The following is a 24,392-nucleotide window of genomic DNA, read 5'->3' as shown; positions in this document are numbered from 1 at the left end:
GATCTTTCAGAGAAACGAGTTGGTTAAATAAGAGCCATGCTGACACGCCGGAGAGTAAAACACGGCCGCAGTCACGCCGAAATTCTACCCGCGCGGCAGGAGGCCTAAGAATCATGCACGATGTCGATCCCCTCATCAATTCGCTGTACCAAGCCTTCGATCTTCTCGGCGTGGTTTTGAACGGCATCATTGGCGGCGCCCTTGCCCGCCGCCGTGAATTCGACATCGTGGGCTTCGTGTTCCTCGCCCTCTTTTCTGGGCTGGCCGGTGGCATGATCCGTGACATGCTCATCGGGGATGGAGCAGCGGCAGCGATCTCAGACCCGTGGTACCTCGGCCTTGCTTGCTGTGGTGCGCTTATTGCGTTTCTTATCGATCTCAAGGGCAAGGAGTGGGAGCTTTTCCGCGAACACGGCGATGCCATCATTCTCGGCGTGTGGTCCACCACCGGCTGCGTTAAAGCGCTCACCCACGGCATGCCACTTATTCCCTGTGTCTTTCTGGGCGTGCTTACCGCGGTGGGCGGAGGAATGGTCCGCGATATAGCTTCGGGGGAAATCCCGTCCATCTTTGGCGGCAGCCCCCTGTATGCCGTGCCCTCTATCCTCACCGGCATCGTCATGGTTACCTTTGCCGATTATGGACAGTTTGCACTCGGCATGGTGGTCGCGCCGATCGTCGGCAGTGGCATGGCCATCGTGTCCTATTGGCGCGGCTGGGTCCTGCCCCGCGCCGGTGTCGCCCCCGTTAACTACACCGCTGCCCAAGTGGCGGCGATTGCGAAGAAAGCCGAGCTCAAAGGCTTTCGCCGCGGCAGGAAGAAAAACTAAAAAAGCTTCCCCACCAGGACTCGAACCTAGAATGACGGTACCAAAAACCGTAGTGTTGCCGATTACACCATGGGGAAACACAGCAAAAGCTGTAGGCATAGCGTACCTGACGCCCCCGGGTAAATCACAAATTGCGGGGCAAAGGATAGGGTAGAGGGCATGGCTCGACAAAGGATGACCGGCCGGGAACGCCGCGAACAACTCATTTCCATCGGACGCGCCGCATTCGCGGAACTAGGCTTTGAAGGAACCAGCGTCGAAGAGATCGCGGCACGCGCCGGGGTATCCAAACCCGTTGTCTATGAGCACTTCGGGGGCAAGGAAGGCCTTTATGCGGTGGTTGTTGACCGCGAGATGCTGGCCCTGGAAAAGGTCATTACTGATTCCTTGAAGACCGGCAGCTGGCGCGAGCGCATCGAGCAGGCCGTCATGGCCATTTTGACCTATGTTGAGGAAGAAACTGATGGCTTTCTCATCCTGGTGCGCGATGCCAAGCCCGGTGACGAGCGCAGCTTCTCCACGTTGTTGAATTCCGCGGTGGGCCAGGTTTCCTATATTTTGAGCGAAGCATTTGAGCACCGTGGCATCGACCCGGATTTGGCGGATATTTACGGTCAAGCGCTGGTGGGAATGGTATCGACCACTGCGCAATGGTGGCTGGATGAGCGCAACCCGGACAAGGAAGTCGTCGCCACGCATATTGTCAATCTATGCTGGAATGGTTTGTCCGGTATGGAAGTAAAGCCCAAGCTAGGAGGCAAATAGATGGCGACCCCAATGCTGGCCGGCCTGCTCAAGGTAGCGGCCTCGGATCCCAAGCTCAAGGGCATGATTTCTCATGTGGGCGAAGACCTCCACATCACAGGCTTGGATCAGTCCCGGCCGTGGGCCTTGGGCACCTTGGCTCATCATGCCCCAGTGCTCGTGGTAACCGCTACGAGCCGCGAGGCCGAGGACCTCACGGCGGAGCTTACGGCGATGCTGGGGCAGAAGGTGGCCATGTTCCCCGCCTGGGAGACCTTGCCGCATGAGCGACTGAGCCCCGGCGTAGACATCATCGGCCGCCGCGCTGAAGTTCTGCACAATCTCGATAGCCTGCAGGTCATCGTGACGGCTGCCCGCGGCCTGTCCCAGCCCATCCTGCAGGAGGTGGAGGGCCGTGCTCCCGTCCACCTTGAAGAGGATCATGAATATGACTTTGATGAGGTAGTCCGCGAGCTCGAGTTCCGCGCCTATAAGCACGTAGACATGGTGGCTAAGCGCGGCGAGTATGCTACGCGCGGCGGCATCATCGATATTTTCCCCACCACGCTGGATTATCCGGTCCGCGTGGAGTTTTGGGGCGATGAGATTACCGATATCCGCCAATTTTCCGTAGCTGACCAGCGCACCATCCCTGAAATCGAGGTGGGCCGCGTAGACATTTTCCCGGCCCGCGAGCTGCCTATTACGGACGCCATTGCCAAGCGTGCGGCCGATCTCGCCGTTAAGCACCCCGGCAATCCCGCCTTGGTGGAGCTTTTGACCAAGGTAAGCGAGCACATTCCGGCCGAAGGTATGGAAGCGCTCCTGCCCGCGCTTTCCGACGCCCCCATGATCACCCTCCCCGAATTCCTGCGCCCCACCACCCACGTGGTGATGGTCGGCCCGGAAAAGATTCGCCGCCGCGTGGCGGATCTAGAAAAGACCGATGCGGAATTCCTCGCTGCCGGTTGGGAAGCCGCGGCCATGGGTGCCGATGGCCCGCTGGCAACCGAAGGGCTCGATACCGAGGCATCCAGCTACCGCTCCTATGAATCCCTCGAGGTCTCCATAAGCGAGGCCGGCCTGCCCCTGTGGACTTTCTCCCCACCGGGAATGCTCGCCGCCCCGGAAGAGGAGACCCTCCCGCTCGAATTCGAACCAGGGCCCACCCCGCGCGGCAATATCGAAGAAATCGATGCCATGATGGCCCAACTCCTCGCGCACACCAACGCCGGCGGCCGGGCAGCCTTCATCGCGCCGGCGCAAGGTGCCATCAAGCGTATGGTGGATCGCTTTGCAGAAAAGGGCATCCGCACCAAGGTGGCTACCCCTGGCTGGGAACCCACCGCCGGTGAAGTCACCCTCTACCAAGCACTAAGCCACGCCGGCCTGGTATTTCCCAAGGTGAAAAAGCCCAAGGACGCCGAGGCCCTCCCACTGGTCGTTGTCACCGAGACGGATCTGACCGGTAACCGCGTAGGCGATATCGCCGAAGCAAAGCGCCGGCCCGCCAAACGCCGCAATAAGGTTGACCCGCTGGCCCTCAAGCAGGGCGATTTTGTGGTGCACGAGACCCACGGCATCGGCAAGTTCCTCAAGATGGCCGAGCGCACCATCCAGTCCGGCGATGAAACCAGCCGCCGCGAATACATCGTGCTCGAGTACGCGCCCTCCAAGCGTGGTCAACCCGCCGATCAGCTCTGGGTTCCCATGGACTCGCTGGATCTGCTCAGCAAGTACACCGGTGGCGAATCGCCTCACCTGTCCAAGATGGGCGGTTCCGACTGGAAGAACACCAAGAAGAAGGCGCGCGCGGCCGTGCGCGAAATCGCCGGCGAGCTGGTTGAGCTCTACGCCAAGCGCCAGGCCGCGCCGGGGCACCAATTCTCCCCGGATAATCCGTGGCAGGCGGAGATGGAGGATAATTTCCCCTTCGTCGAAACCGAAGACCAGATGCTGGCTATCGACGCCGTCAAGCACGATATGGAGTCCACGGTGCCGATGGATCGCGTCGTCGTCGGCGATGTGGGTTACGGCAAGACCGAGGTGGCCATCCGGGCCGCCTTCAAGGCCGTGCAGGACGGCATGCAGGTGGCCGTCCTCGTGCCCACCACGCTGCTGGCGCAGCAGCATTTTGATACCTTCAGCGAGCGTATGACCGGCTTCCCCGTCAAGATTGAGGTGCTTTCGCGCTTTACCTCAAAGAAGGAAGCGAAGGACATCTTCAAGGGCCTGGCCGATGGCAGCGTCGATATCGTCGTCGGCACCCACCGCCTCCTCCAGACCGGTGTGCACTGGAAGAACCTCGGCCTCATCGTCGTGGACGAGGAGCAGCGCTTCGGCGTGGAGCACAAGGAACACATTAAGGCGCTCAAGGCCAGCGTGGATGTGCTTACCATGTCCGCAACACCTATTCCGCGCACCTTGGAGATGTCCATGGCTGGCATCCGCGAGATGTCCACCATCCTGACCCCGCCGGAAGACCGCCACCCGGTGCTGACCTATGTCGGCGCTTACGAAGACAAGCAGGTAGCCGCGGCCATCCGCCGCGAGCTGCTGCGCGATGGTCAGACCTTTTTCATCCACAACAAAGTCTCTGATATCGAAAAGAAGGCCCGCGAGCTGCGCGACCTGGTACCGGAGGCCCGCGTCGTCGTCGCGCATGGCCAGATGAACGAGGAGGTGCTCGAGCAGACCGTCCAGGGTTTCTGGGACCGCGAGTACGACGTCTTGGTGTGTACCACCATCGTGGAAACCGGCCTGGATATCGCCAATGCGAATACCCTCATTGTGGAAAACGCCCACCATATGGGCCTGTCCCAGCTGCACCAGCTGCGCGGGCGCGTGGGCCGCTCCCGCGAGCGCGGCTATGCCTACTTCCTGTACCCCAAGGGAGCTACGCTCACGGAAACTTCCTATGACCGCCTGGCAACTATCGCGCAAAACAATGACCTTGGTGCTGGCATGGCCGTAGCCATGAAGGACTTGGAGATGCGCGGTGCCGGCAACGTCCTTGGCGCCCAACAGTCCGGCCACATTGCCGGTGTGGGCTTCGATCTTTACGTGCGCCTCGTTGGCGAGGCGGTCGAGACCTTCAAATCGCTCGCCCGCGGCGAGGCCCCCACCGTTACTGATGAGGGCCCGAAGGAAATCCGCATCGATCTCCCCGTGGACGCGCATATTCCGGAAGGATATATCGACTCCGAGCGCCTGCGCCTAGAGGTCTATCGCAAGCTTGCGGCCTCGCAGAATGACGATGATCTCAAGGCCGTCATCGAGGAAATGAAAGACCGCTTCGGCCCGCTGCCGCAGGAGGTCCTGCGCCTGCTTTCCGTTGCTCGCCTGCGCCACCAGGCGCGCCGCGCCGGCATCTCCGATATCACCGTGCAAGGCACCCGCGTCAAGTTCCATCCAGTGGAGCTGCCGGATTCCAAGCAGGTACGCCTCAAGCGCCTATATCCGGGCTCCAGCTTCCGCGCGGCCGCGAAGGCAATCAACGTGCCATTCCCCAAGGCGGGGCGCAATGTCACCTCCCCGAAGCTGCGCGATACCGAGCTCATTCAGTGGGCGGCGGACTTCCTAAGCGCGCTTTTCGACGTCGACGCCATCAACGTCAGCGGCGCCCAGCCGACCTCGAACGTGGTCAGCGTAGGGGAGTAGCTAGAGGGTGAGCCAGCCGGTGCTCAAGCCCCAGATGGCGGTGGCGGCACCGGCCAAGACAATGGCCACCACGCACCACTCGAAGGTGTTGAAGATGCGTTCCTTCTTCCACAACCGGGTGCCGACATACGGGATAAGTCCCGGTACCACGGCCAATGCGCCGAGCAGGACGTAGACGAGGTCGGCCGCATAAATCAGCCACAGGGAATAGATAAACGCGAGCAAAGAAATGACCAAATGCTTGCGGTTATCCTTGCGGCTGACCTCTGGTCCGGAAAGATCGAACTTGATACCCGCCTGCGGGTGAGACAGCCCCTTGCCCCGCAGCGCCAAGAGCAATAGGTACAGCGAAGAAAAGATATAGGGCAGCAAGTACATGATGGTTGCCAGCTGCACCATGGCGTTATAAGACGCCTCGTTGAGGTAGAAGACGATGATGAACAACTGGATGGCCATCGTGGAAATCAGCTGCGCTACCCACGGCGCACCCGCCACGTTAATGGTGCCAATGCGGCGGGGAATGAGGCCGTCGATGGCCATCATTACGATGGGCTCGGCGCACAACATCTGCCAGGAGACATAGGCGCCCAGAACCGACAAGCACAGTCCAATAGATACCAGTGCGCCGCCCCAGGGGCCGATGACCTCGGTGAGCACAGATGCCATGGAATTATCTGGCAGCGCGGCTAATTCTTCTTTGCTCATCACGCCAAAGCTCAAGGTAGACACGGAAACCAGCAGCGCCAGCACGGAGAAGAAGCCGATGACGGTCGCGCGGCCGACGTCGGTGCGCTTAGAAGCCTGCTTGGAATAAACGGATGCGCCCTCCACACCAATGAAGACCCACACGGTAAAGAGCATGATTCCCTGGACCTGCTCAAAGACGCTGGCCTCAGACGCGCGTCCCCAGAAATCCAAGGTGAATTTATCCCAGCTGAACCCGAGGAATGCAATGAGCACCACAAAGGCCAGGATGGGCACAATCTTGGTAATTGTGGTGATGAGGTTCATGAACGCTGCTTGCTTGATGCCGCGAGCAAGGACCGCAAAAATGCCCCAAGATAGGAGGGAGACGGCGATGGCGGAGGTCCAGTAATGGTCGGCGTCGAAAAGCGGCAGGTAATGGCCCAAGGTATTGAAAAAGAGGGTGGCATAACCCACCTGCGCCATAACGGAGCCCAGCCAGTAGCCCCAGCCGGAGGTAAAACCAATAAAATCGCCGAGGCCGGCACGCACGTAGGAATAAACGCCAGAATCAAGGTGCGGCTTGCGGCGGGCCAGAATCTGAAAAACAAACGCCACAGAGAGCATGCCGATGCCCGCTACCAGCCAGCCAATGAGCATCGCGCCTGGGCCGGCAACGGAAGCAATGTTTTGGGGCAGCGAGAAAATGCCCGCGCCCACGGTGGAACCGATAATCAGCGCGACGAGGGTCCACAACGTCACGGAGTGGGATTTATTCTGGCTGGAGGTCATTGGCCTAAAATACCTTGAATAGCCCCATAATGGGAACTCGGGCTAGACTTTGTGCACATGACTGTGCTGTTGCTCGATGAACGCTGGCCCACCATGATCCCCATGCAGGCACACGGGAAGCTGCGTGGCCCCGTCCACTTCACGGGTGAGGTACCCGTGTCCGTACGGTGGAATTTTTCCGATCTGCTGGTAGGCGAGGACGCCACCGGCACCTTGGTAAGCACCGACGAACACGATCCGGAAACTCGCGCCCGCCTCGCTAGCGGCGAGTCCGTCATTCGCGCCGAATCCCTTGCGGATCCCATCATGCAGGCGCGCCAGACCATGGCCACGGCGCGGCGCATTGGGGAGTGGGAGCGCGAGCAAACCCATACCTCACTCTTGCCTTATCTTGAGGAGGAATCTGCCGAATTCGCCGCGGCCGTGCGCAATCGCGAACCGGAAAGCGAGATGCTCAAGGAATTGGGGGATGTCTTCCTCCAGGTGCTCTTCCATGCGGAAATCTCCACCTTTTCGCTTGACGACGTCGCCCAGAGCTTCCTCACCAAAATGCGCGCCCGCGCCCCATACCTATTTGATGGCACCACGGAGATTGTCGACGTTGACACGCAAGAGAGGCTGTGGCGCGAAGGCAAGGGAATGTAGGATGGCTTCTCATGAAGAGGCTCCTGCAGATATTCGGGGGCTGCGGGGTGGCCGTAGCCGTGATCATCGCGTTGGTGGCATGGCTGTTGACGGGGCACGGCACTTCCCAGGAGCCCGTACCGGAGAACATTCCGCCCGTTGAAGGCAAAGAGGTCGCGCATATTGACGTCAACGCCCCCGGCCGCACCGCGGACAAGCTTACCTACTGGGCCTCTGACCTAGCTGAGCAGACTGGTATCCCACCGGCCGCTCTGCGCGCTTATGGCAACGCCGAACTCATCGCTCAGCAAAAATGGCCGAATTGTCATCTGCGCTGGAATACCCTTGCCGGGCTGGGCTACGTGGAGACCCGCCATGGCACCTACAACGGCAATTGGTTTAAGCCCTCCAAGCTTGACGACGCCGGCTACCCCCAACCACCCATCAACGGCATCGCCCTCGATGGCCTGAACAATACGGCGCACACCCCAGATACCGATAATGGCGACATCGATGGGGACTCCGAATATGACCGCGCCGTCGGCCCGATGCAATTTATCCCGACCACGTGGGAGTCGGTGGGCGCTGATGCCAACGGCGATGGGAAGGCGGACCCCAACCAAATCGACGACGCCGCAGTTGGCGCCGCCGGACTTTTATGTTTTGGTGATAGAGATCTCTCTAACCCAGAACAGTGGGAGGAAGCAGTCCTAAATTACAATCAGTCCAGCGAGTATTTGCATAAAGTTGCACACGCCGCCAATGCTTACTCGGTTCCGCAAAGTGCCAAGTAGCGTCACACAGTAAAGTTTTCTGCAACAATTGACAACGTAGCTGGGCCGGCTGGTCCAGAGCGAACTTTTTTATGAGGAGTGAAAAACAGCATGGCTGATATCATCCACACTTTCGCCCGCGAAATTCTTGATTCCCGTGGCAACCCAACCATTGAGGCCGAGGTCTTCCTTGATGACGGCGCCCGCGGTGTTGCCGGCGTTCCTTCCGGTGCTTCTACCGGTGTGCACGAGGCTCACGAGCTGCGCGACGGTGGCGAGCGCTACCAGGGTAAGGGTGTTCTGAAGGCTGTTGAGAACATCAACGAGAAGATTGCCGATGAGATTGCCGGCTTCGAAGCTGACGACCAGCGCCTCATTGACCAGGCACTGATTAAGCTGGACGGTACCGATAACAAGTCCGAGCTCGGCGCAAACGCCATCCTGGGCGTTTCCATCGCCGCAGCCAAGGCCGCTGCAGAGTCCGCTGCACTGCCGCTGTACCGCTACATCGGCGGCCCAAACGCTCACGTGCTGCCAGTGCCAATGATGAACATCCTCAACGGCGGCGCACACGCTGACTCCGGCGTTGACGTTCAGGAATTCATGATCGCTCCGATTGGTGCGGAGTCCTTCGCCGAGGCTCTGCGCATGGGCGCCGAGGTCTACCACGCACTGAAAGCAGTGCTGAAGGACAAGGGTCTGTCCACTGGCCTGGGCGACGAGGGTGGCTTCGCTCCGTCCGTTGACTCCACCAAGGCTGCTCTCGACGTCATCGTGGACGCCATCAAGAAGGCCGGCTTCGAGCCCGGCAAGGACGTAGCCCTGGCACTCGACGTTGCTTCCTCCGAGTTCTTCAAGGACGGCAAGTACCACTTCGAGGGTGGCGAGCACACCGCTGAAGAAATGTCCAAGGTCTACGAGGACCTCATCGACCAGTACCCGATCGTCTCCATCGAGGATCCGCTGCAGGAAGATGACTGGGATGGCTACACCACCCTGACCGCCGCAATTGGCGAGAAGGTACAGATCGTCGGCGATGACTTCTTCGTCACCAACCCTGCCCGCCTGCAGGAGGGTATTGAGAAGAAGGCTGCTAACGCCCTGCTGGTTAAGGTCAACCAGATTGGTACCCTGACCGAGACCTTCGACGCTGTCGAGCTGGCTCACCGAAATGGTTACCGCACCATGATGTCCCACCGCTCCGGTGAGACCGAGGACACCACCATCGCAGACTTGGCTGTTGCTCTGAACTGTGGCCAGATCAAGACCGGTGCACCGGCTCGTTCCGAGCGCGTAGCTAAGTACAACCAGCTGCTGCGTATTGAGCAGGAGCTTGGCGACGGCGCAGTTTACGCCGGCCGCTCCGCATTCCCGCGCTTTAAGGCTTAATCGCCTCCTTTCGTAGCGCCCTCGCATTGCCGCGGGGGCGCTTTCGCATGTCTAGGTATTGTTGCCAGGTTTGCTTCCAATTCATGGTCCGCGGTGCTAAAGGCCCTTGGGCACGGTCAATTTCGAAGGTGCCGTCCGAAAAGAGCCAGGCAACGTCCCCAGTGATGGGATCCATTATGTAGCGTGCCCTACCATCGGTCTTTACGTTGTGGTGGTGTTGACAGAGAGTGACAAGATTATCGACGCTCGTCGGTCCGCCGTCGGCATACTCCACTCGATGATCAAGCTGGCAGTAATGCGCCGGCATGGAGCACCCCGGCCAACGGCACGTGGCATCGCGACCGTGAACCCATGTCCTGATTTGTTCGGTGGGAACGTAGGAGGATGTTTCTTCTGGGCACAGCTCGCGAGTCATCGAGTAATTGCTTAAATGTTCTGTAAGAACGCACCATCCCGCCGAAGGTATGTATACGCGAGAAGCATCGTCACCCGCTGCGTAGGTATTGATTACTACTTTTGTCTGGGTGCGATTAAAGATCAGCGTCTCCAAAGCCTCTGACTTAGTGATGTTCTTCTTTCGCGCTGCTTTATCGATGTGCCGTGAAATAGCACTGGCGGTTGCTTTATCCGTCTTCAGAGTGATGGTGGCTTGGCCTTTGGAATAAGAAATGGAAACGGAGCGCTCGATTTCCTTCTCAATATCTGGTTTGAGAATGCCGTCGATGTAGTCGCGCAAGAATCTACGGATTTCAGATTCCGTGGGCACATGCTGAGCAGGTTCCTTCGGGGTGAGGAAGTCTGCAAGGGCGGCATCGATTAGTTGGATGCCCTCGGCGTCGTCGCCAAGCGGGGCAAGCTCGGCATCAATGACGTGCAGCCGCGGGAGGTCGAGAATCCAATGTTCGGTCTGTACCGCCGTGGTTAACGGCAATTCTCGCATGCGCAGGTGAGAACGCAGTGCGGATAAGACACGCCAGTAGCTCAAGCCCACCCGATTAGCTAAAGCGGCGGTAGTACATTCGACATCGTCTTCTAATCGCGGAAGCACGGATTGGTATAGCTGCCAGGATTGAATGCGTTGGAGCATGCCCAAAACGCAAACCGTATCGTCGAGGTTATTGGTAGAAAAATAGGCTTTCTTTGGTGGTGCGTCGCTGGCTGTCACGGAAAGTTCCCCCTCTGGAATAAATCGCACACCCAATCGAATTTCTGCCCCTAGTATAAGCTGCCTTTCCCGCGTGCGCAAGGGGTAAAACGAAAGAGTGTGCGAAATTCCGGGGGTTAGTAACTGAAAACGTTGTCAGCTACTGCTTCGAGTTCCTTATCGTCATATTTGTCACCGCAGGTGGCTAGGGAACCCACGCCAGCCATGTACATGGTAAAAAGCTTGTCTAGGACGGGAGAAGCCGCTGATATTTCAAGCTTTTCGTAGATGGGAGCGTATTTCCTATCGAACTCCTCAAGGCTAGGGACGAGTTCTTCAAATGCGCTGTCGCCATGGGTTAGCAAATATTTGGCGTCGTCCAGGATCTGCTCATTCTCGCAGGCAACAGATCCAGCCTTCTTCAGTGTCGTGGCATTGACCTCGTAGCTTGTAGGTCCGTCTTCCTCTTCGGAAGCCCCAGCGCCGAACACATCCAAGTAAAAGTCCGGGATAGTGCCGTGTTCTTTTATATGGTAAATGAAGCCGCTTTTGGTATTGAGGTCGTGTTTTCTGCTTGTGGTGGTGGGGGTTTCGCTGCTGGTAGGGCTTTCGCTAGTGGGGGATTCAGCTTCGGTGGCTGCTTCTTCTTTGTGGTCGGTCGAGCTGCACCCGGTAAGTAGGGTGCCTACGGCGGCTAGGAGGAGGAGACGCTTGAGGGGCATAGCTATTCCTTAAGTAGGGAATCTGGTTCGAGGTTTTAGCTGGAATGGATGGCCTCAGCGACCTCTTCCAGTTCCTCATCGCTGAATTCATCGCCGCAAGCCATCACGGCACCGAGTGAGGTCATCGCTGCAGCCATGATCTTGTCATTGTCTGGTGCGTCATCGGGGATGTTCAGTGCCTCAAAAACATCACTGTATTTATCATCAGAGCCGCTGACTGATGACATAACAGCTTCCCCAAATTTGTCGGTGTTTCCTCGGAAATATTCCTTTGAAATGTCGAGCAACTCGTCATTCTTGCAGGTAGCTTCGCCGGCCTTCTTGACGGAATCCGCGTTGGTTTCAAAGGTCTCGGGCTGATCGTCGCCCTCGAGCTGGTCAGCATCGTGGTTGATGTAATCATCCGGCAGGGTTTTGTACTCCTTGAGATAGTCGGCCATGCCGTCTTTGGTGTTCAGGTCGTAGCCGTCTCCGTAGACGGGGTATTCGCCGTCTTGGGCGGAAGGGCTGCAGCTGGCAAGGAATAGGGTTGCGGTGAGAACGGGGAGGAGGCGCTTGAGGGACATGAAACTTCCTTCCTGGGAGGGAGAATTTCTTTTAGTGTATCCAAATTGCGCGTGCCACGTCCCTGTTACAGGAGTGACAGCGCTAGGATTAAAGGCCTATGGCACGCGAAAAGAAGAGGCAGCGAAACCGGAGCCGCACTAAGGTTCCGGTGGCCTCGCGTGCTGCGGATATCCGCAAAGCTCAGCGTGCACAGCTGAAGCAGAAACAGAAGCCGGACCGGATGAGTATTGCCGGAGTAGGCGTAATCGTAGCTATCGTGCTCGTGGTTTTGTTTGCTATCGCCATTCCGCTGCGCAATTACTACCACGGCCGGTCCGAAATTGCCCGCCTCAATGAGTCAATCGCTGCCAAGCAGGATGAGAAAGCTGCTTTGCTGGAGAAGGTTGATAAATATAAGTCCGATGAGTACATCAAGCAGGAGGCGCGGCGCCGATTCGGGGTCGTCGATGAGGGCGAGACCGCCTACCGCATCATTGACCCGCAGATTAAGCCGGATGACCAGCTCACCACAGATGGTCAGAAGGAAGAAGATTCCCGCGAATGGTACGAAGTTTTGTGGGATTCTGTAGCCGAGCCGCCTGAGGAAGAAGCTCCGTCCGAGCAGGTAAATCATCTTCCGATTGAGCCGGCGCCGGAAGAGAATCCAGATGTGCGATAATTGTCCGCATGACCGTCACTGATGCAGATATCGCTGTAGTAACTGAGCAATTGGGCCGCACTCCACGCGGGGTCCTAGAGGTTTCTTATCGCACGCCGGATGGGCAGCCCGCGGTAATTAAGACGGCGCCCAAGCTTGCCGACGGCACCCCATTCCCCACCCTCTACTACCTCACCGACCCACGGCTTACGGCCGAAGCCTCACGCTTGGAGGTTGCCCACGTTATGAAGTGGATGGAAGCCCGCTTGGGTAAGGACAAGGAATTGGCTGCCGACTATCAGCGCGCCCACGAATACTTTTTGGCCAAGCGCAATGACATCGAAGACCTTGGCACTGATTTCTCCGGTGGCGGGATGCCCGATCGGGTCAAATGTCTGCATGTGCTCATCGCGTATGCGCTTGCTGAAGGCCCACAGCATTTCCGGTTGGGAACTGAAGCGGTTGCCATGGCCGCTGACCATGGCAAGCTTCGAGGCTCTGCCATCCCGCAAGATTGGCCCAGCGTAGAGGATCTGGGGATTGACCTGGCCCAGTTCGATTTCTCTAACGCGGAATAGGAGGGCTGCTATGACTCGCGTTGCTGCGATTGATTGCGGTACCAATTCGATTCGCTTGCTCATCTCTGAAATTCAGGATGACGGCAAAGTTCGCGATATTACCCGCACCATGGAAATCATCCGCTTGGGAGAGGGAGTCGATGCCACTGGAGAAATCGCCCCTGCAGCCCTAGACCGCGCCCGCGTGGCCTTGGAAGGCTACGTACGTCAGATGAAGTTTGAGAAGGTCACCCGCGTGCGGATGGTCGCTACCTCCGCTACTCGCGATGCCAAGAACCAGCAGGAATTCTTCGACATGACCGCTGAGTTGCTAGGCCAAATTCAGCCTGGCGCACAGGCTGAGGTCGTCTCGGGTGAGGAAGAGGCTCTGCTGTCCTTTAATGGTGCCGTGGCCGATGTGGAGCCAGACCGCGGGCCATTCTGCGTCATCGACCTGGGTGGCGGTTCGACCGAGTTCGTCGTAGGCACGGCCGATGGCGATATCTTGGGCACCCACTCTGCCCGCATGGGGTGCGTCAGGCTAACCGAGCGCATTATGCGTACCGATCCGCCTACCGAGTCGGAGATTGAGATCGCTTCCGAGTACGTCGGCGAGCGCACGGCAGAAGTGGAAAAGATAGTACCTATTTCTAAGGCCCGTACCATCGTCGGATGCGCAGGCACTTTTACCACTCTTTCTGCATTGGCTCAGGGCCTTGAGCGCTACGACGCCGATGCCATTCACGGGTCTGAGCTCCGCTTCGATGCCCTTCGCGTGCTTTTGCAGCAGCTTATTAGCCTGCCTTCCGACGTCCGCGTCCTCAACCCCGTCATTCACCCTGGCCGTGCCGATGTCATCGGCGGTGGGGCCGTAGCCGTCGAAGGCATCATGCAGCTTATCGAGCGCAATTGCGATGCGCGCAGCTTTTTCATCAGTGAAAAGGACATTCTCGATGGCATTATCGCTGGTCTGGCTGCGGAGGGTACCCCTCGTTAACTCCCGCGGGGTGAGGTGGCCTAAAATATTCCTTGGCCTTGCCCCCATAGCCCAATCGGCAGAGGCAGTCGACTTAAAATCGATTCAGTGTGGGTTCGAGTCCCACTGGGGGCACCATGTGAAGTCTCGAGACGTCTTTCTTGGAAGCGTCGTCAGCATGTCTCCACAGCATTTATGCGGAAGCTTCACACAAAACTTCTAGCTAAATGGTAAGAATGTGGAACTTTATGGGGTGGTGTTTCGTTGAATGAGGTGAGATAGCTAATTTGCACCTCTCTTAGAAAGGACAACCGTGCGTTCAAGCAATCCGGTAATGAGTTCTCTGACCGAAAATAGTAGCCGCCAAAATCCTGGTTATGCGGACGCATCTACTCGTCCCATGACCGTGGATGATGTAGTGACCAAGACGGGCATTACCCTCGGCGTCATCATTGTCGCCGCAGCCATCAACTTCGCCTTGGGAATGCTAGTGAGCCCAGGTATCGCCATGGCCTTGACTCTGGTCGGTGGTATCGGTGGCTTCATTACCGTGCTCGTTGCCTCTTTTGGTAAGAAGTGGGGTTCTGCTGCAGTCACCCTGATTTATGCCGTATTTGAAGGCCTATTTGTCGGCGGCTTCTCCTTGATGTTCGCCAATGTCAACTTCCAGGGCGAGGGCGGCATGGCCATCATTGGTCAAGCGATTGTCGGCACCATCGGTGTCTTTATCGGCATGCTGATTGTGTATAAGACTGGCGCAGTGAAGGTGACCCCGAAGTTCACCAAGATCCTTTTCGGCTTGATCGCTGGCGTTGCTGTCATGGCGCTTGTTAACTTCTTGGGCGCGATTTTCTTTGATTTCAATCCGTTGCGCGATGGTGGTCCGATTGCCATCATCTTCTCGCTGGTCTGCATCGTTCTTGGTGCCCTGTCCTTCCTGACCGACTTTGATCAGGCTGACCGCATGATCCGCGCTGGTGCTCCCGCTAAGAACGCGTGGGGTGTTGCTCTGGGCCTCGCTGTGACCTTGGTCTGGCTCTACACTGAAATTCTCCGTCTGCTGAGCTACTTCCAGCGAGACTAACTGACTCTTTTGTATTGGCCCGCACTTCGGTGTGGGCCTTTTTGTTGCCGAAAATTCGCTTACAAACGTGTAATTTCTGGGGTAGTGCTGGGGGATAAAGTGAGGGTTTAACCTTCATTTGGTCTACCAAACCACTCCAAGAGATGATACAGCTCATGAGCAGGAAATTTCGCCCTTTAGACGTGATGGGTGTGACATATGGGACAAATAATTTTGTTAAATTGCCGTTAACCTTTGCGGTTGCGTAGAAAAATCTGGGTGCCTCATGCATGCTGTGTACCGGAACGGGAAATATGAAGTGAAAAGTTCTCTGTTTCACTTTTCCTGTTCCTCTCGTCAGGAAGTGAGTGCGCGAAGGATTGTTGTGAAGCGTCAGGTCACCGTAGCAACGTTGATGGTCGGCAGCACCGTTATGCTGAGCAGCTGCGTTGCGGACATCGGTACGAGGAGCGCGTCAGAGGAGACCACCAAGGTGGACGAGGCTGGCGGCATTAGTTCGACCGACGGTGCAGGGGGAACCAACGGGGACGCGGGGGATGATGTGCACGACAATCAGGGGGAAACGGCACACACCAATGGCGGGGAGAATGCGGGCGGCGCCGGCCAACCGGGGGAGGCCGGCGCCACGGGGTCGGAAGACACTTCCGGCGTCCTACCGCCACTGGGGGAATTCGATCCGGCAGACCCGAGCTTCGAGCTTTTTGATCCGTGTACGGAGATTCCGAGTAACAAAATAGAAGGTATTGGGTTGAAGCCAAGGCCACTTGATTATCGTAGGGATTCGGGGAGCACTTTCTGCAACTTTGAATCGAGTGGGTCAAACTTTTCGGCGGGTGTTCTTGTCTCGATGGCCAGTGATTCGGATTCAATAGATGCGTTGAATTTGAATGAGGAACTGCAGCAAAAAAGTCATGGGGTGGAAGGGAAACAAATACAGATCTATAGATCGGAAATTTTCGGAGGAACCCAGTGTGACGGATACGTGTTAACTGAACGGGGAACCGTAATCGTCAGCGTAAATGATATTGGTAGCCAGTCAACCACTGAAGAGCGGTGCAATCTTACAGACTCATTAATAAATCAGCTTAGCTAAAATTGGGGGAGTAATGCGCGTAAGCATTTCAAACATTCGCAGAACTACGAGCAGCATCGGGGATCTTTTTCGTAGATCACAGGAGTTAAGGAGCAATGTCAATAGCCCGTTAGATGCAAGTTTTTCATCGGTACCAGGAATTGATCACGTAGGAGATGTCCATGAACGTGTGTTGGACAGTGACCCAGGATCAGCCAAGCAATCGCTATTGAATTTCGCGGCACAGGTCGAGTGGCTGTCTGATTCTTTGGGGCGGGAGGCCCGAGGGTTTCAGTCGCAGGAGGACGCGAATAGTCGGGGAATGGAGATCGCGGATGCGGGTGGAGATATCGGCATTGAGTCGATGCCGATTATGAACCAGCCGGAGCCGGGGTACAGCCCATTTGGGTTTTCCATGCCGGTGGTGAATGTTGGTACGGACATTGTGAAGCTTGCTACCGACCTGATGTCGACGCAGATTTGGAATGTGTCGGAGGCGAATGCGCGGTGGAGCTCGTTGGCGTCGGAAGTCGACGATATCGTTAGCGGGTTGCAGGAAGCAGCTGGGTCTTTGGAAAGCGAGAACGACAGCGAAGCCACGTCGAGAGCGGCGGCCAAGATTAGGGAAGTGGCGGCGTCGGGAAGCCACTTTGTAGCAAATGCCAAGGTCATGGGGGAGAAACTGACCGGATTCCACGCCAAGCTGATGGGCATGCAGCCGACTGCGATGGCCATGGCGATGGAAGTGATGGCCATTCCAGAACCGGTCGAGCGCGAAATTGCGGAAAAGGCCGCATTGGCCGCATTGCAACCTGACCTGCAGCGCTTCGCGGTAGAAGCAATGCCGTACCAGCACGCTCTGATGGAACAATCGCCGGCGTCGGGAGGCGGCGGTGTCGACGCCGGCCTCGCCGGAGTTGATGGTGATGGGCAGCGCTACACCACCGATGCCGTGGTGTGGCCAAAGAAGATTGCGGAAGCGATTGCGCGAGGTGAGTTGGGGCCGGGGAACTTCGACGTCGTCAATGGCAATGTGGACGGGCTGGAAGCGGTGGGGATGAGCCCACAGGAAATTAATGATTTTCACCAGCAGATGCATACTAGCGGCAGGAATGCGCTGGAAAGGCTTGGTCTGGGAGACCAAGTAGCCATCGGTGGGAATGAGGTGTCCACCCAAGGGGCGTCCGTGCCGAGTGTCGCTTCGGCTAACGGGGCGATGGGGCAGGTTCCTGGTGGTACAGCGCATCCGGTTGCCGCAGGAGCACATGCAGGCGCACTTAATAGCAGCGGTGCGATGGCACCGGTAGCTACAGCGCAATCCGCCAATTCTGGGATGGCGCCGATGATGGCAGCCGGACGGCCTGCGGACGCGGGCCGCGGCGTACTCGGCGGTCAGTCGCTACGAGGCGGAATTGGATCCGCTGCAGGAAATGTAGGTGGCGGCGCCGATGTGGTGCGCGCCGGAAGAGGAGCGCAGTCGGGCCTGCACCTTGGACGCGGAGCCGGGGCGCCCTACGCCGGTGTCGGTTCAGGCGTGCGCGCTGGCCATGGCAATGCACTCGGCGGCGGTTCTAGCATGCGTGCTGGTCTTGGCAGCGGTGCAGGAAACGGGGCTGGTGCGGGCATGCGGCCCGGCGTAGGTGGCAGCCTTGGTCATGGAACAGGCGGCGGTGAAAGTGCCGCGGCAGCGCGCGGTGGCAATGCAGGCCGCTCCACCGGAGGGGCGCGAGCCTATGGTCCAATGATGGGGATGCGCGGAGGTAAAGACAGTGAGAAAAAGCGCGTAAAGTCCGTCACCACGCAGGTCGAAAGGGACCCGAATAAGCGCGACCTCTTGGGGGAGCCGCCCGCTGTCGTACCCGGTGTCATCGGGGATTGGGTGCGGGAAGTGGACCCAGAAAAATAGCATGAAAAAGGGCCGAGGATATCCCTCGGCCCTTCAAGCATTATTACTGCTGTGGCAGTTCGGTGGCGGTACCGTTAACGTGCGGCTGCGCTGGCTCTTCTGGAACACCGGACTCGACTACAGGTGCTTCCTCTTCAATAACGGTCTCGGGTGCGGAAGAGCTGGTCTCAGCGTCCTTCTGCATCGGGGCCTCACCGGTGAAGGTGGAGGCATTTTCTACCTTGGAATCAGAATCCTGCTGGTTCGGTGGGTGGCAAGCAGCGAGGGAGAGGCCAGCAGTGAAGACCAGGCCAGCGGCGGCGAAACGGGAGAACTTCTTCATGGGGATGTGCTCTTTCTCCAGAGTGGTAAGTGGTTAAAAGTTTAGGACTCGCGTGGTGCAGCGGCCTTAGCAGAATCATACGGCGCTGCGGACTCGATGGTGACCGAAATGGTCTTGCCATTCGGAGCGGTGTACTCGCGGGTCTCGCCCTCTTGTGCGCCAAGGATGGCAGCGCCCAGCGGGGACTGCTCGGAATAGGTTTCTAGGTCCTTGTTATCGGAAGCAGCGGCGCGGGTACCGATGAGGAAGGTCTCCTTATCGTCCTTGTCACCGTTGTAGTAAACGTGAACTACGGAACCGGTGTGGGCAACGCCCTCCTGAACAGCACCGCGCTCGGTGGTGGCATTCGCAAGAACCTCAGAAATCTGCTTAATGCGGGCCTCTTCCTGGTCCTGCATCTCACGTGCGGCGTCGTAACCGGCGTTCTCTTTGAGGTCGCCTTCCTCACGGCGCTCGTTGATTTCAGCCGCGACTACTGGGCGGTGGTCGATGAGCTCTTGCAGCTCGGCCTCGAGCTTCGCCTTGGTCTCTGGGGTGATGTACTGCTTTTGCTGCTCAGCCATTCTGCAACCTTCTGTAGATAGGAATTGTGGTCAAAGCCCCTGCTAATCCCTGGGGCTATAGGTAAAAGTGGAACTGGGCATATATCCAGTTCTAGGCGCTACAAATCCTAGCACACGCGGCTAGCGGCTTTCCGCGTAGTCAGGGTTATCCATATCCAAGTATTCGGGGATATTGCCGGAACAACCATAGGCCCCGCCAGCTACGGCACGAGCGTTGGTTGGGACGTCGACAGCGATGCGCTGGGTTTCGTTTCCGCCCGCGGGAACAGGGAATTCACGGCGGCCTACTTCGGCCTTGGAATAGTCATAGGCTTGGACAATGCAGTAGGCATCTTCATCGGTGTGATTGCGGGTGACATCGACCCAAACGCGGGTGGAATCATCGCTCAAAACCTCCTGGGTCACGATGGACACCTGTGCGTTCACCCGCTCCTTTTCCTGGAAATACCGGAATCCGAAGAAAATAAGTGCAATAAAAATGGCGACAAAGATAAGCACCAGCGCCTTATTAGTCCAGCTACCAGAGTTCTTTTCAGAGGAGCCGCGGGAGCCGTAGCGGGCGGCTGGGCGAGATTTTCCGGCGGAAGTCATGGCTTCCACTCTAGTCGAGGACCATGGTTTTCCAATTATCTACTAGGATAATCATCTGTTCAAAGAACCTAGATTAATAAGGGGATGGATTTTCAGTGAGCGATTTTCGCCTACTAGCTATCCACGCGCACCCAGACGATGAATCATCTAAGGGTGCTGCAACCACCGCGCGCTATGCCGCAGAAGGCAATGAGGTTTTGGTGCTGACTTGTACCGGCGGCGAGCGCGGCGATGTGATTAACCCCGCCATGGATCGCCCGGGAATCAAGGAAAAGATGGGCGAGGTGCGCCGGGAAGAGATGGCTAACGCTGCGCGGGCGCTGGGCGTACAACATCGCTGGCTGGGCCACGTTGATTCCGGATTGCCGGATCCGGTTGAAGGCAAGACTATGGAGGAATTGCTGCCGGAGGGCTGTTTTGCGTTGCTGGGGGATGACACCGTTGCGCAGGAATACGTCCAGGTTATCCGAGAATTTCGTCCACACGTCATTGTTACCTATGACGAAAATGGTGGCTACCCGCACCCAGACCACCTTATGGTGCACCGGGCTTCAATGATCGCGTGGGAGAAGGCGGGCGATGCCGAGTATCACCCAGAGCTGGGTAAGCCGTGGGAGCCGCTGAAGCTCTACTACTCGCACGGCTTCGTCTACCAGCGCATGAAGATGTTCCATGATTTGCTATTAGAAGAGGGGAATACCAGCCCCTATGGGCCGATGCTGGCGCGCTGGGACACCACTTTTGGCGATATCATGGCGCGTGTAACCACCCAGGTGGAATGCGCGGATTACTTCAGCAATCGCGAGGAGGCCTTGCGGGCGCACGCTACGCAGATCGATCCGGCGGGTGCCTTCTTGGCGACGTCGGTGGAGGTACAGCAGCGCCTTTGGCCCACCGAGGAGTTCGAGCTGGCGAAGACTCGCGTTTCTACCTCCCTGCCAGAAAATGACCTCTTCGCCGGCATCGAAGAGAAAGAGGAGGCCTAAGACATGAGCATGTATGGCTCTTTCGTGCTTGCCGCACATGACGTATTTGTACTCGCCCAGGGAACCGAAGGCGCCGAAGGAGGCCCAATGGGCCCTGAATTTGGCAAAGCTTCGCCCATCGGTCTACTGATCTTGGCGCTTATGGGAGTTGCGGTGCTGTTTGCAGGCTGGAATTTCCATCGCCGTTACTCACGCTTTCGTCGTCGCATGATGTTTGCGGAGGATCACGGAATCGATCCGTTCGATGAGGAAGCCGTGGATGAGGCGATGAAGGAAGCCGGCATTTACGATAACCGCAAGAAGTCCATTTTCTAGGCGGATAGACTGATGAGCGTGAGTTCTCTCAAGCAGCTGGCTTACCCAGCTTATGAAGCGCGGCTGGCGCGCCTGATCAAGGGCAAGCCGCAGCCTAAGCACATCGCCATCATGGCCGATGGCAATCGTCGGTGGGCGCGTGAGGCTGGTTTCACCGATATCAGCCATGGTCACCGCCAAGGTGCGAAGAAAATCGGAGAGATGATTTCGTGGTGCCGCGATACCGATATCGAAGTGGTCACCATTTATTTGCTGTCCACGGAGAATCTGAAGCGCAGCGAGCAGGAAGTAGAGCTGCTCTTTGACATCATCTCGGATGTGGTCACGCACCTATCCCATAGCGACGTCGGCTGTCAGGTGCGCTTGGTCGGCCACCTCGATCTACTCCCGGATGATATTCGCCAGCGCATGGTGACGGCGGCAGCGGAAACCAAGGACAATACGGGTGTCATCGTCAATGTGGCGGTGGGCTATGGCGGGCGCCAAGAAATTGTGGACGCCGTGCAGAACTTGGTGCGCGCGGAAGCAGAGAAGGGAACTACCGCAGCTGAGATGGCGGACCGCGTCACCGCAGAATCCATTGGGGAGCACCTGTACACCAAGGGTCTTCCGGACCCAGATTTGGTTATCCGCACCTCTGGTGAACAACGCCTGTCGGGCTTCCTCCTGTGGCAGGCCGCGTACTCCGAAATCTGGTTCACGGATACTTACTGGCCAGCATTCCGCAAGGTGGACTTTCTTCGCGCCTTGCGGGATTACTCCCAACGTTCGCGCCGCTTTGGTAAGTAGGCGCTAGAGCTTGCGCATCCGCACCTGTTCTACCAGGTGATGCGAGCCCTTTTTCAGCACGAGGGAGGCTCGCACACGGGTGGGTAGGATATTTTCCACCAAGTTCGGCAGGTTAATGGACTGCCAAATTTCGCGGGCTTGGGCGCGGGCTTCCTCATCGTTCATGTCTGCGAAGGAAGAGAAGTGGGCGTTGGGCTCGCGGAAAGCGGTGTGGCGCAGAGTAAGGAAGCGGTCGATATACCACTGCTCGATATCGTCGGTGCGGGCATCAACGTAGACCGAGAAATCAAAGAGGTCCGCCACGGTCAACGTGGGGCTCGTTTGTAGCACGTTGAGCCCTTCCAGGATGAGGATGTCGGGCTGGTGAACTTCTTGGTATTCCCCGTCCACAATGTCATAGGTGATGTGGGAATAAAGCGGTGCCTTGACAAATGGCTTTCCTGATTTTACGTCCGTGACAAAGCGGAGGAGTGCGCGCCGGTCATAGGATTCCGGAAAACCCTTGCGCTGCATGAGGCCGCGTTCCTTGAGAGTCTTGGTGGGGAAGAGGAAGCCGTCGGTTGTCACGAGCGCCACCTTGGGGTGGGACTCCCAGCGTTGCAGGAGCACCTGGAGGAGGCGGGCGGTGGTGGATTTTCCCACTGCCACGGAGCCGGCCACACCGATGACAAAGGGAACGTGCGTCGGAGGATTGCCTAAGAAGGATTCGGTAGCCGTGGTGAGCTGCTGGCGTGCCATGACCTGCATATGGATGAGGCGAGAGAGGGGAAGGTAGACATCAGCTACCTCGTCTAGGTCGATGCGGTCTCCTAGGCCGCGAAGCTTTTCCACCTCGGTTTCCGTGAGCACCTGAGGCATGGATTTACGCAGTTCACGCCAGGTCTCGCGGTCAAAATCTAGGTAAGGACTCGAATCCAATGTGCGCGCCATGGCTCTATTGTCGCACTTGCATAATCCGTGGGTAAAAGTATGCCCCCTAAGGGTGCATGGCACGATAAGATATGCAGCATCCCATACCGCTTGATTTTGAGAAGGGGACCACACCTTTATGGCTTCTTTTACCTCTGACCTCCGCGACCTCGCTCCGGACGTATTCGGCGCAATTCAGGGAGAGATTTCCCGCCAGCGCGAAACCCTGGAAATGATCGCTTCTGAGAACTTTGTGCCTCGCGCCGTGCTCCAGGCACAGGGCTCCGTGCTCACTAACAAGTACGCCGAGGGCTACCCGGGTCGCCGTTACTACGGTGGCTGCGAGCATGTCGACGTCGTGGAGGACCTAGCCCGCAACCGCGCTAAGGAACTCTTTGGTGCGGAATTCGCCAACGTTCAGCCGCACTCCGGTGCGCAGGCGAACGCAGCGGTGCTTTCCACCATCGCTGAGCCGGGCGACAAGATTTTGGGCCTGTCCCTGGCTCACGGCGGCCACCTTACCCACGGCATGAAGTTGAACTTCTCTGGCAAGCTTTATGATGTCGCTGCCTATGAGGTGGATCCAGAGACCATGCGTGTGGACATGGATAAGCTGCGCGAGCAGGCGCTGAAGGAAAAGCCGAAGGTGATTATCGGCGGCTGGTCTGCTTACCCGCGCACCATGGATTTCGCGGCCTTCCGTGAAATCGCTGATGAGGTCGGCGCTTACCTGTGGGTAGATATGGCCCACTTTGCGGGTCTTGTGGCGGCGGGCCTGCACCCGAGCCCAGTGCCTCACGCGGATATCGTGTCCACCACCGTGCACAAGACCCTGGGCGGCCCGCGCTCCGGCATGATTTTGGCCAAGCAGGATTATGCCAAGAAGATCAATTCCAACGTCTTCCCGGGCCAGCAGGGCGGACCGCTGATGCACGTGGTCGCTGCCAAGGCCATTGCTATGAAGATTGCTGCTACCGAGGAATTCAAGGAGCGCCAGGAGCGCACCTTGGAGGGTGCTCGCATTCTGGCAGAGCGCCTTACTGCAGAAGATGCCAAGGCGGCTGGCGTGGACGTGCTGACCGGCGGCACCGATGTGCACTTGGTCTTGGCGGACCTGCGCAATTCCGAATTGGATGGACAGCAGGCAGAGGATCTGCTGCACGAGGTAGGCATTACCGTTAACCGCAATGCCGTGCCGAATGACCCGCGTCCACCGATGGTCACCTCCGGCCTGCGCATTGGTACCTCTGCGCTGGCAACCCGCGGCCTCGACGCCGAGGCCTTCACCGAGGTTGCAGATATTATCGGCACCGCCCTGGTCCAGGGCAAGAATGCCGATGTGGAGGCCCTGCGTGCTCGCGTGGACAAGATTGCCCAGCACTACCCGCTGTATGAGGGCCTCGAGGACTGGAAGCTGGTTTAGTCCTTCACCTCATGGCCACGGGCCTGCGCCATGGTAGCGCGGGCCTGCTGGAGCCATTCCGGCTGCTCTTGGAGGAGCTGATTGATTTCCGCTGTGGTCAGCGGCTTATCCATATCGTTCTTCTTGAGCGCGGTAACAGAGATACCCAGCTTATGGGCAACCTCGGGGCGGGGGTGGGGCCCTTCGCGGCGCAAAGTTTGCAGCCACTCGGGTGGGTTATGCTGCAGTTCGCGCAGCTCTTCGTGGCTAATGGCACTATTTTGGAACTCGTCCGGCGCGGCGGGCAGGTAGATACCTAGCTTCTTCGCCGCGGTTTGGGCACGCATGGCGGTG

25 protein-coding genes and 1 tRNA gene are annotated in these 24,392 nt (G+C 57.9%); 17 read left to right on the top strand and 9 right to left on the bottom strand.

Translation table 11 applies throughout. The annotated features are described in order from the left end of the window. Window positions 1–113: 113 nt before the first annotated feature. From I6J28_RS10080 to mfd, 3 genes are all read left to right on the top strand, one after another. Window positions 114–830, top strand: a complete 717-nt coding sequence (locus I6J28_RS10080) for a trimeric intracellular cation channel family protein (RefSeq protein ID WP_204609675.1) — start codon at window positions 114–116, stop codon at window positions 828–830. Window positions 831–989: 159 nt separating this feature from the next. Next, window positions 990–1,595 carry a TetR/AcrR family transcriptional regulator gene (locus tag I6J28_RS10075; protein ID WP_005329018.1) on the top strand — a complete coding sequence of 202 codons (606 nt, stop codon included), beginning with the start codon at window positions 990–992 and terminating at the stop codon, window positions 1,593–1,595. Beyond that, window positions 1,596–5,234: a transcription-repair coupling factor gene (gene mfd / locus I6J28_RS10070; protein WP_204609672.1), complete on the top strand. Its 3,639-nt coding sequence runs from the start codon at window positions 1,596–1,598 to the stop codon at window positions 5,232–5,234. On the opposite strand, the gene I6J28_RS10065 is transcribed toward mfd, so the two are convergent. Beyond that, window positions 5,235–6,710 carry an amino acid permease gene (locus tag I6J28_RS10065; protein WP_204609670.1) on the bottom strand — a complete coding sequence of 492 codons (1,476 nt, stop codon included), beginning with the start codon at window positions 6,708–6,710 and terminating at the stop codon, window positions 5,235–5,237. A gap of 57 nt (window positions 6,711–6,767) precedes the next feature. On the opposite strand from I6J28_RS10065, the gene I6J28_RS10060 reads away from it, so the two are divergent. The 3 genes from I6J28_RS10060 (at window position 6,768) to eno (ending at window position 9,496) form a co-directional block, all read left to right on the top strand. After that, window positions 6,768–7,355 (top strand): MazG nucleotide pyrophosphohydrolase domain-containing protein, encoded by a 588-nt coding sequence (locus tag I6J28_RS10060; protein WP_204609668.1) that lies wholly within the window; start codon window positions 6,768–6,770, stop codon window positions 7,353–7,355. An 11-nt stretch (window positions 7,356–7,366) separates the two neighbouring features. Beyond that, complete coding sequence (locus I6J28_RS10055) at window positions 7,367–8,128, top strand: lytic transglycosylase domain-containing protein (RefSeq protein WP_049379128.1); 762 nt, start codon at window positions 7,367–7,369, stop codon at window positions 8,126–8,128. A gap of 90 nt (window positions 8,129–8,218) precedes the next feature. Beyond that, the gene (eno, locus tag I6J28_RS10050; protein ID WP_204609666.1) at window positions 8,219–9,496 is read left to right on the top strand and encodes a phosphopyruvate hydratase; all 1,278 of its coding nucleotides are present in this window, start codon (window positions 8,219–8,221) and stop codon (window positions 9,494–9,496) included. Here the strand turns inward: eno and I6J28_RS10045 are convergent. The 3 genes from I6J28_RS10045 to I6J28_RS10035 form a co-directional block, all read right to left on the bottom strand. After that, entirely contained in the window at window positions 9,486–10,661 is a 1,176-nt protein-coding gene (locus I6J28_RS10045; protein WP_204609664.1) for an HNH endonuclease signature motif containing protein, read from the bottom strand. The two genes, eno and I6J28_RS10045, sit on opposite strands and share 11 nt — an antisense overlap. Window positions 10,662–10,777: 116 nt before the next feature. Next, window positions 10,778–11,362: a hypothetical protein gene (locus tag I6J28_RS10040; RefSeq protein ID WP_204609662.1), complete on the bottom strand. Its 585-nt coding sequence runs from the start codon at window positions 11,360–11,362 to the stop codon at window positions 10,778–10,780. Between the two features lie 35 nt (window positions 11,363–11,397). Next, window positions 11,398–11,928 carry a ribonuclease gene (locus tag I6J28_RS10035; RefSeq protein WP_204609660.1) on the bottom strand — a complete coding sequence of 177 codons (531 nt, stop codon included), beginning with the start codon at window positions 11,926–11,928 and terminating at the stop codon, window positions 11,398–11,400. A gap of 98 nt (window positions 11,929–12,026) precedes the next feature. Here I6J28_RS10035 and I6J28_RS10030 point away from each other — a divergent pair, with 98 nt between their 5' ends. From I6J28_RS10030 to I6J28_RS10000, 7 genes are all read left to right on the top strand, one after another. Continuing rightward, window positions 12,027–12,587, top strand: coding sequence for a septum formation initiator family protein (locus I6J28_RS10030; protein WP_204609658.1), 561 nt, complete (start codon window positions 12,027–12,029; stop codon window positions 12,585–12,587). Window positions 12,588–12,595: 8 nt separating this feature from the next. Next, window positions 12,596–13,144 carry a DUF501 domain-containing protein gene (locus tag I6J28_RS10025; protein ID WP_204609656.1) on the top strand — a complete coding sequence of 183 codons (549 nt, stop codon included), beginning with the start codon at window positions 12,596–12,598 and terminating at the stop codon, window positions 13,142–13,144. Window positions 13,145–13,154: 10 nt separating this feature from the next. Next, window positions 13,155–14,120, top strand: coding sequence for a Ppx/GppA phosphatase family protein (locus I6J28_RS10020; RefSeq protein ID WP_204609654.1), 966 nt, complete (start codon window positions 13,155–13,157; stop codon window positions 14,118–14,120). 40 nt (window positions 14,121–14,160) lie between these two features. After that, a tRNA-Leu gene (locus I6J28_RS10015) sits at window positions 14,161–14,237 on the top strand. Between the two features lie 175 nt (window positions 14,238–14,412). After that, window positions 14,413–15,183 (top strand): Bax inhibitor-1/YccA family protein, encoded by a 771-nt coding sequence (locus tag I6J28_RS10010; RefSeq protein ID WP_204609652.1) that lies wholly within the window; start codon window positions 14,413–14,415, stop codon window positions 15,181–15,183. Window positions 15,184–15,547: 364 nt separating this feature from the next. After that, on the top strand, window positions 15,548–16,276 hold the full coding sequence (locus I6J28_RS10005; RefSeq protein WP_204609650.1) for a DUF3558 family protein: 729 nt from the start codon (window positions 15,548–15,550) through the stop codon (window positions 16,274–16,276). Window positions 16,277–16,670: 394 nt separating this feature from the next. After that, window positions 16,671–18,161 (top strand): hypothetical protein, encoded by a 1,491-nt coding sequence (locus I6J28_RS10000; RefSeq protein WP_239454594.1) that lies wholly within the window; start codon window positions 16,671–16,673, stop codon window positions 18,159–18,161. Window positions 18,162–18,204: 43 nt separating this feature from the next. On the opposite strand, the gene I6J28_RS09995 is transcribed toward I6J28_RS10000, so the two are convergent. From I6J28_RS09995 to I6J28_RS09985, 3 genes are all read right to left on the bottom strand, one after another. Continuing rightward, the gene (locus tag I6J28_RS09995; RefSeq protein ID WP_204609648.1) at window positions 18,205–18,483 is read right to left on the bottom strand and encodes a thiamine biosynthesis protein X; all 279 of its coding nucleotides are present in this window, start codon (window positions 18,481–18,483) and stop codon (window positions 18,205–18,207) included. A 41-nt stretch (window positions 18,484–18,524) separates the two neighbouring features. Then, entirely contained in the window at window positions 18,525–19,046 is a 522-nt protein-coding gene (gene greA, locus I6J28_RS09990; RefSeq protein ID WP_005323614.1) for a transcription elongation factor GreA, read from the bottom strand. 120 nt (window positions 19,047–19,166) lie between these two features. Next, window positions 19,167–19,637, bottom strand: a complete 471-nt coding sequence (locus I6J28_RS09985) for a DUF4307 domain-containing protein (RefSeq protein WP_204609646.1) — start codon at window positions 19,635–19,637, stop codon at window positions 19,167–19,169. Window positions 19,638–19,732: 95 nt separating this feature from the next. Here I6J28_RS09985 and mca point away from each other — a divergent pair, with 95 nt between their 5' ends. From mca to I6J28_RS09970, 3 genes are read left to right on the top strand one after another with little or no spacing between them, the layout of a single operon-like run. Further along, complete coding sequence (gene mca, locus I6J28_RS09980; protein ID WP_204609644.1) at window positions 19,733–20,623, top strand: mycothiol conjugate amidase Mca; 891 nt, start codon at window positions 19,733–19,735, stop codon at window positions 20,621–20,623. A gap of 3 nt (window positions 20,624–20,626) precedes the next feature. Beyond that, complete coding sequence (locus I6J28_RS09975; RefSeq protein WP_204609642.1) at window positions 20,627–20,938, top strand: hypothetical protein; 312 nt, start codon at window positions 20,627–20,629, stop codon at window positions 20,936–20,938. Window positions 20,939–20,950: 12 nt separating this feature from the next. Continuing rightward, window positions 20,951–21,727 (top strand): isoprenyl transferase, encoded by a 777-nt coding sequence (locus tag I6J28_RS09970; RefSeq protein ID WP_150850761.1) that lies wholly within the window; start codon window positions 20,951–20,953, stop codon window positions 21,725–21,727. A 3-nt stretch (window positions 21,728–21,730) separates the two neighbouring features. Here I6J28_RS09970 and coaA read toward each other — a convergent pair whose 3' ends face one another. Further along, window positions 21,731–22,657 (bottom strand): type I pantothenate kinase, encoded by a 927-nt coding sequence (gene coaA, locus I6J28_RS09965; protein ID WP_204609640.1) that lies wholly within the window; start codon window positions 22,655–22,657, stop codon window positions 21,731–21,733. A 118-nt stretch (window positions 22,658–22,775) separates the two neighbouring features. On the opposite strand from coaA, the gene glyA reads away from it, so the two are divergent. After that, entirely contained in the window at window positions 22,776–24,059 is a 1,284-nt protein-coding gene (gene glyA, locus I6J28_RS09960; RefSeq protein ID WP_204609638.1) for a serine hydroxymethyltransferase, read from the top strand. Here the strand turns inward: glyA and I6J28_RS09955 are convergent. Further along, window positions 24,056–24,385, bottom strand: coding sequence for a DUF5997 family protein (locus I6J28_RS09955; RefSeq protein ID WP_023021891.1), 330 nt, complete (start codon window positions 24,383–24,385; stop codon window positions 24,056–24,058). The genes glyA and I6J28_RS09955 overlap by 4 nt on opposite strands. Between the last annotated feature and the right edge of the window lie 7 nt (window positions 24,386–24,392).

Origin of the sequence: Corynebacterium tuberculostearicum (assembly GCF_016894265.1) — a bacterium.
Taxonomy (GTDB): domain Bacteria; phylum Actinomycetota; class Actinomycetes; order Mycobacteriales; family Mycobacteriaceae; genus Corynebacterium; species Corynebacterium tuberculostearicum_D.
This window is presented reverse-complemented; position numbering and strand designations above follow the sequence as displayed.

Coding starts and splice junctions, on each gene's coding strand:
- I6J28_RS10080 (WP_204609675.1), top strand. CDS start 114: ATGCACGATGTCGATCCCCTCATCAATTCGCTGTACCAAGCCTTCGAT.
- I6J28_RS10075 (WP_005329018.1), top strand. CDS start 990: ATGGCTCGACAAAGGATGACCGGCCGGGAACGCCGCGAACAACTCATT.
- mfd (WP_204609672.1), top strand. CDS start 1,596: ATGGCGACCCCAATGCTGGCCGGCCTGCTCAAGGTAGCGGCCTCGGAT.
- I6J28_RS10065 (WP_204609670.1), bottom strand. CDS start 6,710: ATGACCTCCAGCCAGAATAAATCCCACTCCGTGACGTTGTGGACCCTC.
- I6J28_RS10060 (WP_204609668.1), top strand. CDS start 6,768: ATGACTGTGCTGTTGCTCGATGAACGCTGGCCCACCATGATCCCCATG.
- I6J28_RS10055 (WP_049379128.1), top strand. CDS start 7,367: ATGAAGAGGCTCCTGCAGATATTCGGGGGCTGCGGGGTGGCCGTAGCC.
- eno (WP_204609666.1), top strand. CDS start 8,219: ATGGCTGATATCATCCACACTTTCGCCCGCGAAATTCTTGATTCCCGT.
- I6J28_RS10040 (WP_204609662.1), bottom strand. CDS start 11,362: ATGCCCCTCAAGCGTCTCCTCCTCCTAGCCGCCGTAGGCACCCTACTT.
- I6J28_RS10035 (WP_204609660.1), bottom strand. CDS start 11,928: ATGTCCCTCAAGCGCCTCCTCCCCGTTCTCACCGCAACCCTATTCCTT.
- I6J28_RS10030 (WP_204609658.1), top strand. CDS start 12,027: ATGGCACGCGAAAAGAAGAGGCAGCGAAACCGGAGCCGCACTAAGGTT.
- I6J28_RS10025 (WP_204609656.1), top strand. CDS start 12,596: ATGACCGTCACTGATGCAGATATCGCTGTAGTAACTGAGCAATTGGGC.
- I6J28_RS10020 (WP_204609654.1), top strand. CDS start 13,155: ATGACTCGCGTTGCTGCGATTGATTGCGGTACCAATTCGATTCGCTTG.
- I6J28_RS10000 (WP_239454594.1), top strand. CDS start 16,671: ATGCCGGTGGTGAATGTTGGTACGGACATTGTGAAGCTTGCTACCGAC.
- I6J28_RS09995 (WP_204609648.1), bottom strand. CDS start 18,483: ATGAAGAAGTTCTCCCGTTTCGCCGCCGCTGGCCTGGTCTTCACTGCT.
- greA (WP_005323614.1), bottom strand. CDS start 19,046: ATGGCTGAGCAGCAAAAGCAGTACATCACCCCAGAGACCAAGGCGAAG.
- I6J28_RS09985 (WP_204609646.1), bottom strand. CDS start 19,637: ATGACTTCCGCCGGAAAATCTCGCCCAGCCGCCCGCTACGGCTCCCGC.
- I6J28_RS09975 (WP_204609642.1), top strand. CDS start 20,627: ATGAGCATGTATGGCTCTTTCGTGCTTGCCGCACATGACGTATTTGTA.
- I6J28_RS09970 (WP_150850761.1), top strand. CDS start 20,951: ATGAGCGTGAGTTCTCTCAAGCAGCTGGCTTACCCAGCTTATGAAGCG.
- coaA (WP_204609640.1), bottom strand. CDS start 22,657: ATGGCGCGCACATTGGATTCGAGTCCTTACCTAGATTTTGACCGCGAG.
- glyA (WP_204609638.1), top strand. CDS start 22,776: ATGGCTTCTTTTACCTCTGACCTCCGCGACCTCGCTCCGGACGTATTC.
- I6J28_RS09955 (WP_023021891.1), bottom strand. CDS start 24,385: ATGCGTGCCCAAACCGCGGCGAAGAAGCTAGGTATCTACCTGCCCGCC.